The organism is Streptomyces sp. NPDC031426, assembly GCF_055581585.1.
On sequence record NZ_JBVIJE010000030.1, the window covers coordinates 62536 to 76083 of the forward strand.

12 protein-coding genes and 1 pseudogene are annotated in these 13548 nt (G+C 69.8%); 2 read left to right on the plus strand and 11 right to left on the minus strand.

From position 1 onward, the window contains the following. Positions 1-19: 19 nt before the first annotated feature. From ACZ5NH_RS37855 to ACZ5NH_RS37900, 10 genes are all read right to left on the minus strand, one after another. A complete protein-coding gene (locus ACZ5NH_RS37855; RefSeq protein WP_468781891.1) occupies positions 20-637 on the minus strand; it encodes a Pvc16 family protein in 618 nt (205 codons plus the stop codon). Continuing rightward, a complete protein-coding gene (locus ACZ5NH_RS37860; RefSeq protein WP_468781893.1) occupies positions 634-1404 on the minus strand; it encodes a hypothetical protein in 771 nt (256 codons plus the stop codon). Before ACZ5NH_RS37860 ends, ACZ5NH_RS37855 begins: the two co-directional genes overlap by 4 nt. Continuing rightward, positions 1397-2143 carry a T4 family baseplate hub assembly chaperone gene (locus tag ACZ5NH_RS37865; RefSeq protein WP_468781895.1) on the minus strand — a complete coding sequence of 249 codons (747 nt, stop codon included), beginning with the start codon at positions 2141-2143 and terminating at the stop codon, positions 1397-1399. The genes ACZ5NH_RS37860 and ACZ5NH_RS37865 overlap by 8 nt, the downstream gene beginning before the upstream one ends. A gap of 6 nt (positions 2144-2149) precedes the next feature. Continuing rightward, positions 2150-2674, minus strand: a complete 525-nt coding sequence (locus ACZ5NH_RS37870; protein WP_451552862.1) for a phage tail protein — start codon at positions 2672-2674, stop codon at positions 2150-2152. A 25-nt stretch (positions 2675-2699) separates the two neighbouring features. After that, positions 2700-4547 carry a phage tail sheath C-terminal domain-containing protein gene (locus tag ACZ5NH_RS37875; protein ID WP_468781898.1) on the minus strand — a complete coding sequence of 616 codons (1848 nt, stop codon included), beginning with the start codon at positions 4545-4547 and terminating at the stop codon, positions 2700-2702. A gap of 392 nt (positions 4548-4939) precedes the next feature. After that, the gene (locus ACZ5NH_RS37880; RefSeq protein WP_468781900.1) at positions 4940-5233 is read right to left on the minus strand and encodes a hypothetical protein; all 294 of its coding nucleotides are present in this window, start codon (positions 5231-5233) and stop codon (positions 4940-4942) included. 32 nt (positions 5234-5265) lie between these two features. Further along, a complete protein-coding gene (locus ACZ5NH_RS37885; protein ID WP_468781902.1) occupies positions 5266-7047 on the minus strand; it encodes a peptidoglycan-binding protein in 1782 nt (593 codons plus the stop codon). A 738-nt stretch (positions 7048-7785) separates the two neighbouring features. After that, positions 7786-8727, minus strand: coding sequence for a DUF6924 domain-containing protein (locus ACZ5NH_RS37890; RefSeq protein WP_468781904.1), 942 nt, complete (start codon positions 8725-8727; stop codon positions 7786-7788). 18 nt (positions 8728-8745) lie between these two features. Next, positions 8746-10836: an NAD-dependent DNA ligase LigA gene (gene ligA, locus ACZ5NH_RS37895; protein WP_468781906.1), complete on the minus strand. Its 2091-nt coding sequence runs from the start codon at positions 10834-10836 to the stop codon at positions 8746-8748. Between the two features lie 105 nt (positions 10837-10941). Continuing rightward, positions 10942-11538, minus strand: a complete 597-nt coding sequence (locus ACZ5NH_RS37900; RefSeq protein ID WP_468781950.1) for a fibronectin type III domain-containing protein — start codon at positions 11536-11538, stop codon at positions 10942-10944. Between ACZ5NH_RS37900 and ACZ5NH_RS37905 the strand changes: the two genes are divergently transcribed. Continuing rightward, positions 11494-12141 carry an alpha/beta fold hydrolase gene (locus ACZ5NH_RS37905; protein ID WP_468781952.1) on the plus strand — a complete coding sequence of 216 codons (648 nt, stop codon included), beginning with the start codon at positions 11494-11496 and terminating at the stop codon, positions 12139-12141. The two genes, ACZ5NH_RS37900 and ACZ5NH_RS37905, sit on opposite strands and share 45 nt — an antisense overlap. 147 nt (positions 12142-12288) lie before the next feature. Here the strand turns inward: ACZ5NH_RS37905 and ACZ5NH_RS37910 are convergent. After that, positions 12289-12903 (minus strand): annotated as a pseudogene (locus ACZ5NH_RS37910) (transposase); the annotation flags it as partial. Here ACZ5NH_RS37910 and ACZ5NH_RS37915 point away from each other — a divergent pair. Continuing rightward, the gene (locus ACZ5NH_RS37915) at positions 12871-13434 is read left to right on the plus strand and encodes a DUF4232 domain-containing protein (RefSeq protein ID WP_468781908.1); all 564 of its coding nucleotides are present in this window, start codon (positions 12871-12873) and stop codon (positions 13432-13434) included. The pseudogene ACZ5NH_RS37910 and the gene ACZ5NH_RS37915 sit on opposite strands and share 33 nt — an antisense overlap. The last annotated feature ends 114 nt before the right edge of the window (positions 13435-13548 follow it).

Below are 13548 nucleotides of genomic sequence, written 5' to 3' on the forward strand. Positions count from 1 at the left end.
GCTGTTGCTCCGCTCCCGTTCAGCCGGCTTCGGGCACCGCGTGCACGGTGCGCGTCTTGACGGGCTTGGCCTCGACCGGGGTCGGACGGCCGTCGATCAGCACGGCGATGCCCTGGTAGATGAGGGAGAGGGCGTAGGGGGTGTTGTTCTGGTAGAGCATCCCCCAGAGCTTGGACGTGTCGTCGATGTCCAGCGCGGTGGGGGTGAAGCGCACCCGCTGGGGGGAATCGGCCAGGTCGGAGCCCTGGAGGTAGGGCTGCTCGGCGGCGGCCTCGATCATGGCGCTGGACAGCACCGGGCTCTCGTGCAGGGTGCGCACCACACAGCCCAGCAGGCGCTGCGGAACCAGCTCGGCCTCGTCGCCGTAGAAGCTGATCAGATAGTGCAGGTCGAGGGCGGCTGCGGGCCGGGTGAGTACGGTGCCGTCGGCCGCGCGGGTGGGCGCGTCCACGTTGCGCAGGGACGCGTTGGGCGTCACCTGGTACAGGAAGATGGTGATGGTCGGCTCAGCCGGCGGGTCCGTGGGCGGCTTGCGCGCTGCGACGTCGACGGCGAACGGGATGTCGGGTGCCAGCGACTGCGCGATCTGCTGGCGCAGCGCCTCGGTGACCGTGGCCACGGCGAGCGTGTTGCTCATCGCTGGGCCTCCCCTCGGGACAGGTACTTCTCCAAGCTCAGGACGGGCGACTGCCGACCTGGCTGCTGTGCACGCTCGCGCGGGCGTGCGGCCGCGTCGTTGCGCCGACCCACGGCACGGACCTCCAGGCGGCCGATGCTGATGTGCACGGTGCGCTCCTGCGGGTGTTGCCGCGCGCTGTCACGGGCGGACCGACGCCCGGCGGCGGCCTCGGCGGGACGTGGCGCGGGACGCGCGGTCTGTGCGGGGACGGCGGTGGGACGTACGGCGGCATCCCGGCGCACGTCAGCGGCCTCATGACGTACGGTCGGTTCCGTCAACGGGCGCTGGTTATTCGGTCGTTGGGGCGTCGAATCGTCACGGGCGGCCTCCCCGGCGGCATGCCCTGCCGGCCGCGTGGCGGGTTCGGCGGCAGGCTGCGCGACGGCGGCGGTCAGCACCCCGTGCCGCGGAGCGGTCTGTTCACGCAGCACCAACGGCAGGTGCTGGAGGACAGGCTGAACGGGGCCTTTGCGCGGCATGTCCTCAACCGGCGTACGGCGCACAGCCGGTTCCTCCGTACGCCCCGCGGGCTCCGACCACTCCCGCTCACCGGCATCCGGTCCGAGTGGCTCCACACGTGCGCCGAAGGCGTCCATCCGCTCGAACGGACCCGGCAGGCGCGGGCGCACCCGCACCACACCGTCGTCCGCAGCGCCGTCCGCCCCGCCGGCCGGCGCGGCTGCGGGAGCAGCCCGCCCCACCAGGCGGTCGAAGTGGTCAGACATCCGCACACAGCTCCAGGTAGTAGCGGCGCCGCAGCGGGCTGAGCGCCAGGATCTCGGACTCGCTCCATCCGTAGTGGCCGGCGAGCAGATGGACGTCCTGCAGGGTGCCCCGCGCCCAGGCGTCCAGTTCGGCCCACAGGTACGAGGCGATGTCCAGTTCGGCGGAGGCCGCATGGCCGCAGGCCGGGCAGGCCAGGTTGAGCCGGATGTCGGCCGCCGGGTCGGCCGCGGCCGCGGCCTGGGCGACGCGCCGTCGCACATGCTCGGGCAGTGCCTCGGCCGCCACCTCGGTTCCGGAACGTTCGGCGTGCAGCACGCAGCGGGCGACCAGTTCGGCGCCGGCCTCCGCGGAGGGCGAGGCCTCGACCGCCGCCAGGTCCCCGGCCGTCGGCAGCCGGAACCGCACCGTCCAGCCGTCGGCTTCCACGGCCAGCGGTCCGTCCGCGACCTCGGCCGCCCCGGCGCCGATGACGTCCTGCACGCCGAGCGCGAACTCCATCTCCTCGGCACACTGACGACACGCGACACGCAACTCAAGCCGCTCTCCGAAGAGTTCACGCCGCAGCGCGAACAGATCGGCGTCGCGACGCCCGATCGGGACCGCCAGCAGCTCCTCGCTGCCCGCCGCCGGCCGGGCGGCGGAGTGCAGCAGCAGGGCGCGCTTGGCGTACCCTGCGGCCAACCCCGCCTCCCAGACGGCCAGTAAGCCGGCCGCGCCGACCGAGCGTTCCGAACTCACGGTGGGCTACGCGGGGTTGGTGTACGTAGGCTCCTGCGGCTCCGGGACCGACCAGTCCCGGTCCCAGCCCTCGCACTCCAGCTTGAGACTCTGGATGGCGACCGCGTTGGCGTTGGCGTCCATCTCGCCGAGCACCTGGTACTCGCTCGGCCAGGCCCGGAAGACCTTGTGCGCGACGGCCACCTGGCCGGCCTCGTTGAGCACCTGGATGACCAGGTCCTTGCGGAAGTCGGCGAGCGAGACCTCGGAGCCCGGACCGGCGCCGACCTGCCAGACCTTGTTGGCCCAGCGGTCGAACTCCGGGTCGTGGGTGACGCCGCGCTCCAGGGTGATCGCCTCGAACTCGGTGCGGCCCGGAGACTTCCGCGGCGAGCTGGGATCGCCGCCGTTGCGGTGCTTGACCACCTCGGTGGTCCGCTTCAACGGGCTGATCTTGCTGATGCCCGCGACCACCCGGCCGTCCCAGACCACCAGGAACTTGAAGTTCTTGTAGGGGTCGAATCGGTGCGGGTTGACAGTGAACTCGGCCATGAAAGCTGCTTCCTAACCCCTGAACCTATGCCTCGAACTGCCCGGCCATCTGCTCGATCTGGACGACGACGAACTCCGCGGGCTTCACCGGAGCGAAGCCGACCAGCACATTGACCACTCCGCGGTCGATGTCCGCCTGCGTGGTGGTCGTGCTGTCGCACTTGACGAAGTACGACGTGCGCGGAGTCGTCCCCTGGAACGCCCCCTGCTGGAAGAGCCGCTGCAGGTAGGCCTCGGCGTTGAGCCGGATCTGCGACCACAGCCGCTCGTCGTTCGGCTCGAAGACCACCCACCGCAGCCCGCGGTACAGGCTCTCCTCGATGAACAGGGCCAGCCGCCGCACCGGAATGTACTTCCACTCGGACTGCAGCGCGTCGGAACCCGCCAGGGTCCGCGCGCCCCACACCACCGGGCCGACGACCGGGAAGCTGCGCGCGCAGTTCAGGCCCAGCGGGTTGAGCAGCCCGTTCTCCTTGTCGGTGAGCTTGACGCCCAGTGCCCGTACCCCGGAGAGCGGGGTCTCCGTCCCGGCCGGCGCCTTCCACACCCCGCGGGCGGCGTCGGTCCGGGCGTAGACCCCGGCGACCGTGCCGGACGGCGGGAAGGACCGCAGTCGGCCGGTGAGCGGGTCGACCAGCTCCAGCTGCGGGAAGTAGAGCGCCGTATGGTCGCTGCGCACCGGGTCGAAGGCAGACAGGCCCGCCCGCGCCGCGTCCACACTCGACCAGGTCTGCGGGGCGTCGGCGATGACGAAGAGCCGTTTCTCCTCGGCCAGCGCCTGCGCCGCGGACAGTACGGTGAGCTGATCCTCGATGTCCGGGTAGGCCGCGATCTCGGGCAGCACCAGCAGATTGACGTCCTGGACGTCGCGCAGCGCCTGGATGCCGCTCTTCGCCTGCTCGCTGCCGATCAGGTCGGTCGGGCCGGGCGCACCCCCGTCCTCGCCGCCGGCCAGCGCGAAGACCGGCGGATTGACACCGGCCTCCAGGCCGAGGTTGTTCGCGGCCTCGCCGACGAAGCGCACGGTGTCGGCGGGGTCGGTGGAACCGGCCACGATCTGCAGGCGCTTGCCGAAGGCGGTGACGGTGGTCCCCGCGAAGACCCGCTTGCCCGGGGCGTCCGGCAGCGCACGCAGCTTGCGCTCCAGCAGCAGGGCGAGATCGGTGACGGTCTTGGGGGCGTCACCGTCCCGCTCGGCGTCGTAGATGCGGAAGGTGCGCGCCACCTCGCCGATCTTGACCTCGATCTGCTTGGTGAGGTCGGGCAGGGTGGCGGCGAAGGGCTTGGAAACGGTGCCCACCGGGTCCGGGCGCTGCTCGGCGAGCACCTTCACCCTGATGGCATCGGATCCGCTGTTGACCACTGTCTCGGCGAAGCTGGGGTCGCCTGCGGTGACCGACAGCCCGGTGAAGAACTCGCTGACGCCGCCGGTGACGTCGAAGACCCGGAGGTTGAAGGTGCTCTCCGGAGCGGTGGTGTCGTAGTCCACGAGAAGCCGCAGACCCGCACCCCAGGCGCCGGGCTGCTCGGCGGTGACCTCCAGGACCGGGGTCTCGGTGCTGCTCTCGGTCGAGTGCAGCGTCACCGTAGCCGACTTGCCGGTGCCGGCCGCCACTGCGCGGACGATGACGGCGACGGTGCCGCCGTTGACGAAGAACTGCTGCACGGCGTAGCTGACCGGACTCTGCGGGTCGAGGCCGCCGTACTGCCGCTCGAAGTCGGCGAAGCTGGTGATGGTCACAGGCCGGTCGACGGGTCCGCGCCGGGTGCGGCCGACGAAGGCGGTGACCGAGGTGGTCACGGTCCCGATCGTGCGGACGCTGCTGGGCAGTTCCTCGATGTAGACCCCGGGATAGGTCGGTGTCGTCGTCAATTCCCCCTCCATTCCCTTGTCGCACCTGGGGACAGGAAGAAGGAGGAAGGCGCGCGAACCGGCTGGCGGCGCCGAGTGCGCCGTCGCCGAACGTGCGTGGAGTCACGACACGCGAGCACCGGAAGAGGCTCGGTGAGGTCGGTACTGATTCCCCCGTCGCAGCCCCCGCGGCACCCGTACCGCGGGGGTGTTGCGCTCGTTGTGCAAGAAGTCCCTGGTGCCTGAATGCAGGATGAGTCTTCAGGTCCGATCGCGCGCCAGTCAAGGACCACAGTCGGTCACTTCTGGTCATTCCCGACTCAGAGACAGTGATCTGCACGCTTCGCACCAAGGACCTTCACAACTCGCCTGATACGCCAAGTCTCAGTAAATGACGCTGCCTTGACGTGTCGTCAGCCGCCTTCGGGGAGCCTTGTGTAGTCGATCGCGTGACTGCCGGCGGCGGAAGCAGCCGCGGGTGTGTAGGCGGGCGGCCGGGCCGCTCCCAGGAACCAGCCCCAGCGGGCGCCGTAGCGGTGCTCCAGCACGCGGAAGACCGCGTAGTAGACCGTGCCGAAGCCGGTGGTGAGGGCGGAGTTGACGGTGGCATTGTTCAGGTGGATGCCCAGCCGGGCCGCCTGCAGTACGACGAAGGCCACCAGGTAGGGCACGCAGGTACGCCAAAGGGACACGATGATCTGGTACATGACGACTCCTCAGTCTTCGGGACGGCAGCAGGTCACTCGACGACGAAGCCGTGCTCATGGCCGAGCCTGGTCAGCGAGTCCTTGCCGGGGATGCCGTCGGCCATCATCCCGGTGTAGCCGTAGCGCTTCTGGAGCTCCGAGTAGGCGGTGACGGTCTTGGTGCCGAAGGAGCCGTCGACCCACTTGCGGTCGAGCAGCCGCTCGTCCGCCAGGGCGAGTTCGACGGTGAAGACGTCGTCCGGGTTGCTGGTGGCACCCTGCGGGGCGCCCGGGTCGTGCCGCGCCGAGTCGACCACCTTGGCGTGCGCGACGGTGGCGAGCGGGATCGCCCCGTGCAGCAGGGAACGCAGCGAACGCTCACCGGGGACACCGTCGGCGTCGGCGCCGGAGAAGCCCAGACTGCGTTGATAGTCGGCGTAGTTGAGAGTGTCCGCGTCGGTCCACTCGGGGCCGGGACCGTCGTGGTAGTGCTTGCCGAACCCGGCGGCGACCAGCGCCCGGCCGACCGCGGTGACGTGCATGCCGTGGGCGCCGTATCCGTAGTGCAGTCCCCCGATGGTGACCTGACGGCGCGTCGGGTGCTCGGGACCCGGCTGGGGCTGGGGCTTGGGCTGGGGTTTCGGAGTGGGCTGCGGCTGGGGCTGGGGGCTTGTGCCCGAGCCCGACGGCCTCGGCGCCCCTTCGCGCACCCACGCGTAGAGCACCGGCCCGGGACAGTCGGTGGCATACCCATCCCGATGGCCCTTGATCTCCGGGCCGGCCGGGCCGTGCTTCTGGCAGTACTCGATCGCGTCCCGCAGGCCGTTGAGCTGGTCCCAGGTGGGCGAGGTGGATCCGGAGGAGCCGACCAGCGCGCAGACCGCGTAGTGCGCCTCGTTGAGCGGCACGTTTCCGTTGGCGCTGTTGCGTCGCTCCAGCCCGCGGCCTTCGAAGACCACGCCGTGCTCGCAGACCACGAAGCTGTAGCCGATGTCGGACCACTTGTCGAAGTCCATGTGCCCGGCCTGGATGCGGCGCACATAGGCCGCGCAGGTGGAGTGGGGGCCGAAGGTGTACGGCGTGCCCAGATAGTGGATCTTCACTCCCTTGCGCGGCTCGTGATACGGGATCGACCCGTTCGGCTCACGCCAGGGGCGGGCGCCCCATTCGGCGCGCGAGACCAACTGCAGGCCGTGCCACGGCTGGGGCCTCGGCTGCGGTTTCGGCTGGGGTTTGGGCTGCGGCTTGGGCTGCGGGGCAGGGCCCGGCTTCGCCGCCGCGGCGCCCGCCCACTCCCGCAACTGCTGCATCGTGCCGTGGTACACATCGGTGTCCATCGGCCGTTCGGTGTACTGGTGGAACTTCCACGGAGCCCGGATCCTGGGCGCGCCCGGTGTGCCGTAGTCCGCGATCCAGAGGAAGTCACCCGCGTTGTCGTCGGTCCGGAACCAGAAGTCGCGGTCGACGTAGAGGCCTACCCGGTTGTCCGGATAGTGTCGCTTCACCGCCGCCAGCCACTCGTTCTTCACCTGGGTCGCGTGCCCGTCGCTCACGTTCTGGCCGTACGGCTCGAAGTCCAGTGCCAGCAGCTCGCCCGGCGGCACATGCCCGACGACCCGGCAGAAGTGGTCCACCTCGTCCGCCACCGCGTTCTCCGCATGCAGGAAGTGGTAATGCCCGACCACCAGTTTGCGTCGTCGGGCCTCGCCCAACTTGGCCTTGTAGCCGCTCTGTTCGGTGTGCGCCCCCTCGGTCGCCTTGATGAAGACGAAGCCTGCGTCCCCCGGTATGCCCGACTGGAAGTCGGACACGTCGTATCCCTTGGCGTAAGCCATCGACAGTCCTCCCGTTACCCTGATCACCGCCACGCCTGATCCCGGCGACGGTCCATGGGTAACCCCCAGTAAAGCCGCACCCGGAGCCCAACGTCACGCGGCCCTCAGGACTTTCATCGGTTTTCATCGGCCGGCCGGGCCGGTCTCCACACCTCGTCCACAAGTGCAACTCCGTGGCCAAGGTGGCGAGTTCGGCATGCGGCGACATGGGCAAGATCCCACCATGCGCCTGTGCGCGGCGCACGGGGGCGCGGGCGCGCCGAGGATGCCGGAACCGGCTGAACCAGGGTTGCACCGTGTCGGCCGCTGGGATGTTCGGGGCGTCCGGGCAGGTTGGAACCCGGACGGTGTCGAGGGCGTAAGACCACCTGAGCCGCCGGCTCCGGTGGCGGCCTGAGCCGTAAATCCCCGGACAGCCCTGGAGGGTGACGAATCCCCCTCCCTTCAGGAAGGGGAGCCTTCAAGAGCCCAGCCATCCGTCCCGGCGAGCTTGCGTGATCGGGCCCAGTACTCACATGTCCTGGGTTCGCATACTCAATGCCCGCTCCTCGATGCCCGCCTCGACGCAGGCCCTGCCCCGTGCAAGGCCCCTGGTCGGGCGAGGCCGCCCGGGAAGTCCGCCCAACCTCTCGTGTCGACACCGACAGTGTCCCTCCGCAGGCCCGCGCACCAGGACCTCGCGCGGTGGCCCCAGAGGCGTTCAAGTAACTACCGAACGCGGAGGGACAGGACGCTGTTTCAGGAGCCCTCCCACCACGGCTTCATGCCCTCCTCGGCGACGAACTCGTAGAAGTCCATGTTGGCGATCTCCAGGTTGCACGCCATCGATCCGATCTCGCGGCACGGAAGGACTGCCTGCCGCCCAGGGCTGTCGTACAGGTCGACGACGGTCAGTGGTCGTTCGGGCTCGGCAAAGGTCCGGGCGTCGGCGAGCGCGACCAGCGTGGTGTGCTCCTCGGGCGGGACGAGCGCCGGTACCTGGCCCGGCTGGAGGCCTTCGAAGACAGAGCTGTCGACGACCAGCGCTGTCAACGGGTAGTGCTCCACGTCGATCTCGTCCGGGTCCAGGTCCGCGCCGACCCAACCATCTGCATCGGTCCCGCCCAGTTCGTCGAGCAGGGCGCGCCAACCGGCCTCGTCGTCGAAGCAGGTGCGGACCAGCAGGGCCGCGGCGGTGGAGGGCAGTGACGGGAAGGAACGGCGCGGCGGCGTCGGCGTGGGGAAGGCCTGCCGGCCGCCATCGCCCTGGTACATCCCGCACCGGTCCATGTCGCGCACCAGGTCGTCGAAGGCAAGTGCGCCGCCCAGCAGGGCGGCGAGGATCTCGCCGAGCCGGGCCGCCGGTACCCGGACGCCGCGCCCGGGTACCGCCGCTAGGTCCACCAGCAACGGCCCGTCCCCTCCGTACACCACCGGGATGTCCGCTAGGACGACGACCGGCGGCACGGGACTGCTGTCGGGAACAAGCGCCGGGATGTTTCCCCCATGCAGGTAGTCCCATCCGCCGTCCTCGACCATACGCAGCCGCACGCCACTGCCCCCGAGGGTGAGCCCGTGGTCTTCCCGGCGGGCCCCGATCTCGTCGAGGAGTCCACCCCACAGAGCCCTGCCGTCCTCGTAGCACGTGCAGACCAACAGCACCTCACCAGGGGCTGGCTGGGAAAGCTCGGGAAAGCACATGTCTCTCCTCCGGCGGCGTCAGTTGAGGTAGTCGGCGACGAGAGTGGCGAACTCGTCGGGTGTGGCGAGGCGGATGCCGAGGTCTTCGGCCTTGGTGCGCTTGGACCCGGCGTTGTCACCCGCGACCACCAGGCTGGTCTTCTTGGACACGCTGGAGGAGGAGCGGCCGCCGGCCCGTTCGATGAGTTCGTTCATCTGATTGCGGCTGAGATGCTCCAGCGGCCCGGTCATCGCGCCGGTGACCACGACGGTCATCCCGGCGAGCGGTCCGGCGGTCGGGGTGGAGGCTGCGCTCGAGCCCTCGGTGCCGGTCTCGGCGGCGGCCGGCGCGAACGTGACACCGGGCTCGGTCATGTTCACCCCGGCTGCGGCCAGTTTGTCGATCAGTGGGGCGAGTTCGGCGAGCTCAGCGACGATGGACGGCGCCTTCTCAGCGCCAATGCCTTCGACCTGCTGCAGTGCTTCGACATCCGCTGCGCGGATGGCGTCCATGGTGGCGAAGTGCCGGGCGATGCGCCGGGACATGGATCGGCCCGTCCCGCGGACGCCGAGCGCGCACAGCACCCGCGAGAGCGGCTGCGCCTTGGCCGCGGCCACGGCGGCGAGCAGGTTGTCGGTGCTGGTGTCGCCCATCCGCTCCAATGCAAGCAGCCGGTCGCGGGTGAGGGTGAACAGATCGGCGAGATCGGCGACCAGGCCCGCTTCGACGAGCTGCACGACGCGGGTGGCGCCCAGGCCTTCGATGTCGAGCTGGTCGCGGCCTGCCGCGTAAGAAAGGGAAGCCACCAGATGGCAGTTACGGCCCTGCTCGCAGCGCCAGCGTTCCTGACTGGTGTCGATGCCGGAGCCGCACCGTGGGCACACCTCTGGGAAGGCGATCGGCTGCTCGGCGCCGGTGCGCAGGTGGGCAACCGGGGCTTCGATGCGGGGGATGACGTCGCCGGCGCGGTGGACCATCACGTGGTCGCCCAGACGCAGATCGCGGCGGGTGATGTCGGCCGGGTTGTGCAGCGTGGCATAGGTGATGGTGGAACCGTCGATCTCGACCGGTTCCAGGACTCCGCGCGGGGCGATGATGCCCGTGCGGCCCACGTTCCACTCCACCTCGAGAAGCCGGGTGATCTTCTCGACGGCCGGCAGCTTGTAGGCGATCGCCCACCGCGGGGCCCGCGAACCGGATCCCGCGGCCTGCTGATCGGCGGCAAGATCGGCCTTGATGACGATGCCGTCGATCCCGAACGGCAGCTCGGCACGCAGCCCGGCTATCTCCGTGATACGGGTGAGCACCTCGTCGGTGGTGGCGGCGGTGATGCCCGGCACCAGGGTGGTGGCGGTCGTGTTCACACCCAGCTCAGCGGTCAGGGCCATCAGCCGACTGTGCGCGAGGGCCGTGAGCCGCTCCCCCAGAACGTCATCGGTGCCGGGCAGCGGCAGCAGGCCGTAGCCGAAGAACGTCATCGGCACCGTGTAGGCGCGGTCCTTGGCACGCAGCGTGCCTGCCGCGGCGTTGCGCGGGTTGGCGAACGGCTGCCCGCCGTGTGCGATGCGTGCCTCGTTGGCCTGCTCGAACTGGCCGGTGGTCATCAGCACTTCGCCGCGTACTTCCACCGTGACCGGCTCGGCCAGTTCAAGCGGGAGGCCCTCGATGGTGCCGATCGCGTGGGAGACGTCGTCGCCGGCGGTCCCGTCGCCCCGGGTGATCAGCCGGGTCAGCCGGCCCTGGGTGTAGCGGGCCGCGATGGCCAGTCCGTCGAGCTTCGGCTCGACGCTGAAGCGTTCCGCCTCATGGCCGATCCGCCGGGACAGCGAGGCCGTCCAGGCGGCGAACTGCTCCGGCGAGAACACGTTGTCCAGGCTCAGCATCTCCACCGTGTGCGGCACATCACCCTGGGCCGCTCCGCCGGCCACCTTCCCGGTCGGCGAGTCGGGCAGCGCCTGGTCAGGGTGATCGGCCTCCCACGCGGCGATACCTCGCACGAGCCGGTCGTAGGCGTCGTCATCCAGGGGCGAGGTGCCGCCCGCATAGTAGGCGGCCGCGGCCTTCACCGCGTCCTCGACCGCCTGCACGTAGGCGGCGGCATCCACAATCTGCACCACGGGTGTCGTCATGCCCGCCATCCTGCCTGCCACCACTGACAACGCGCCCGCGCCCGTGTTCGGAGCCTGTCCCAGGCGGCTCTACGGCTGCTCGGTCGATGCCGGGCAAGCGGCGCATCAGGTATCGACTTTCGAAGTTTTCGTTGATCGTTGCCTGGGCCGCTCGGGTGGGTGCTGTGGTGTCATCGGGCCGCGCGGGATGCGGGCAGCGCACTGCTGTGAGGAGCAGCCGGTCGGCAGGGTCACCGTCTGCGACAGGGTGTCGGTGTGGGTGGTGCCGTAGCCGTCCAGCCAGGCGTCCCAGCTGCCGGAGTGCGGTGGCTCGGTGGAGGAGTTGTTGACCACACCGGTGGTCGTGGACCAGGGCGAGGCGGTGCCGGTTTCGAAGCCCGGATTGCCCAGGACTTGCTGCTCGGTGCAGCCGCCGGGCGTGGCACTCGCCTCGTTGCTCTGGCTGCTCTCGCCGATCGAGTTCACGGCGGTGACCTTGTAATAGTAGGCCTGTCCGTTGGTGAGCCCGGTGTCCGTGCAGGAGAGCACAACGGCCAGGTTGCTGCAGCCGCCCGAGGTGAGCAGGGTCTCCGAGCCGCTGGAAGTGCCGCGGTAGACCTTGTAGGAGGTGATGTTGACGCCGCCGTTGCTGGAGGGAGCCTGCCAGTTCAGCGTGACCTGCCCGCTGGCGGGCGCGGCGGTGAGACCCGTCAGCGAGGCCACGGCGACTCCGACCGGGCGGCCGACTACAGCCGGGAGGGCTACCTCTCCGACCTGGAAGCCCTCATGGACCATCTGGGACTGGACCGCACGGCCCTTCTCGGCCACTCGCTCGGCGCGATCAACGCCTACCAGTTCGCCGTCCGCCACCCCGAGCGCGTGACCGCCCTCGTCAACGGCGAAGGCTGCGCCGAACTCGGCCTGGACGGCGGCAACCCGCTGGCGTTCGTGCTGAACCTTCCGGAGGGCACCTGCCCCAGCCGGGAGGAGTTCGTGGCGCAACTGGGCCCGTTCGCGCCCTTCCTCGAATCCGCCGTTCGCGAGCGGCCGGACGGAAACTGGGGCCTGCACTTCCACCCCAAGGACATCTACGAATCCGAGGACCAGGTCCACGGCGACCACTGGGGCGACTGGACCGGCTCCACCTGCCCAGCGTTGCTGATATGCGGCGCCGAAGGCGGTGTGCTGCCGGCGGAACAGGCAGCACAGATGGCCGCCCGGCGGCCCGGCACCCGTCTGGTCGAACTGGAGACGGACCATTTCCTGTACACCAACGACCCGGTCGGTTTCGCGGACGCCGTCCGGGACTTCCTTGCCTCGGCATAGCCATAGTCCCCAGCCTTTCCGGCACCCCACCGGTGGATCACGATGCGGCCGTCTTGAGACGCCTCCAGCAGATGAGACTGCAGGCCAATGAGAGGAAAGCGTCGTGGAGTTCCAAGCGCCTCTCCCAGCGCCGGCAAGGCGTTTGAACTGGTGGAGCGGGGCAAAGGTCTGCTCCACGACGTAGCGGAGCTTGCCCAGGCCTTTGATGTTCGGGGCACCCTTGCGGGAAATCGCCGGCATAATCCGGCGATGCCGTAGCGCATGTCGTACCGCCTTCGAGTCGTAGGCCTTATCGCCCAGCACGGCCTCAGGGCGCTTACGCGGATGGCCCGGGCGTCCGGCTACCGGCGGAACGCCGTCGACCAGGGCGAGGGTCTGGGTGACATCGTTGACGTTCGCGGCGGTCGTGATGACATGGAGCGGGGTCCCCTTGCCGTCACAGATTAGGTGGTGTTTGCTGCCCGTCTTCCGCCGGTCGACCGGCGAGGGGCCGGTGGAGGGAAGGTTGCTCGCGGGCGAGTTGGGGGAGTTCGACCTCACCATCAACGACGCGCGTGTCCACGCGTCCGCGTCACTGGGTGCCGCTTCGGGGGAACCCTCGCGGGGGCGAATGCATCTCCCTGGCCGGGAGGCAGGAGCGGTGGCACCCGGCCTCCGTAGGGTCGCCTCCCAGGGGGAGTTCTCGTGGCACGGCGGACAGCGGCAGTCTCCGCTATCAGCCTGACGGTGATGGCGGCTGCTGTGGCGTGCGGTCCAGCGCATCCGGACGCCAGGAAGCCGGGCGCCGAGCCGTCGTCCCGGGCGACGGCGGCGACCCCCGGCGGGGGACGGACGAGTGTGTCCCCCACGGCCTCGGCGGGAGCCGCATGCGGGACCGCGCAGCTGCGATGGAAGCTGACACTGCTCGCCGACAAGCCGAGCAAGGCGCCGACGGCTCTGCTGAGCGCGACCAACACCAGCGCCGCGCCCTGCGCCTTCGATGGCTATCCGAAGGTGCAGGCGTACGCCGGCAAAGGCCCTGCCGTCTGGTCGGAGCCGAAGGCCAAGGCGCCGGTCCGGCTGGTGCTGAACCATGCCAAAACGGTGGACTTCCCGCTTTTCTACCCGGCACACCCTTCCGCAGACGGTTCCTGCGCCATCCCGGTCGACGACGCCCCGCGCATCGAGGTGCTGCCACCGCACCCCGCGTCCACCGACTATGGCGCTTCGCTGCAGATCACCGACCCGCACGGCCGGCATGTGACCCCGGTGTTCTGCGACACCATTCGCGTGGGCGCACCCCGTCCGCGGTAGACGGCGACAAAAGCTGTACGTACGTTCGATTGTTGTGCGATCATGGCAACGGTGACCGCTGACCACGGTCTACCGCAATGCCGTCCCACGGGGCGGCAGGGGGAACGCATCAGG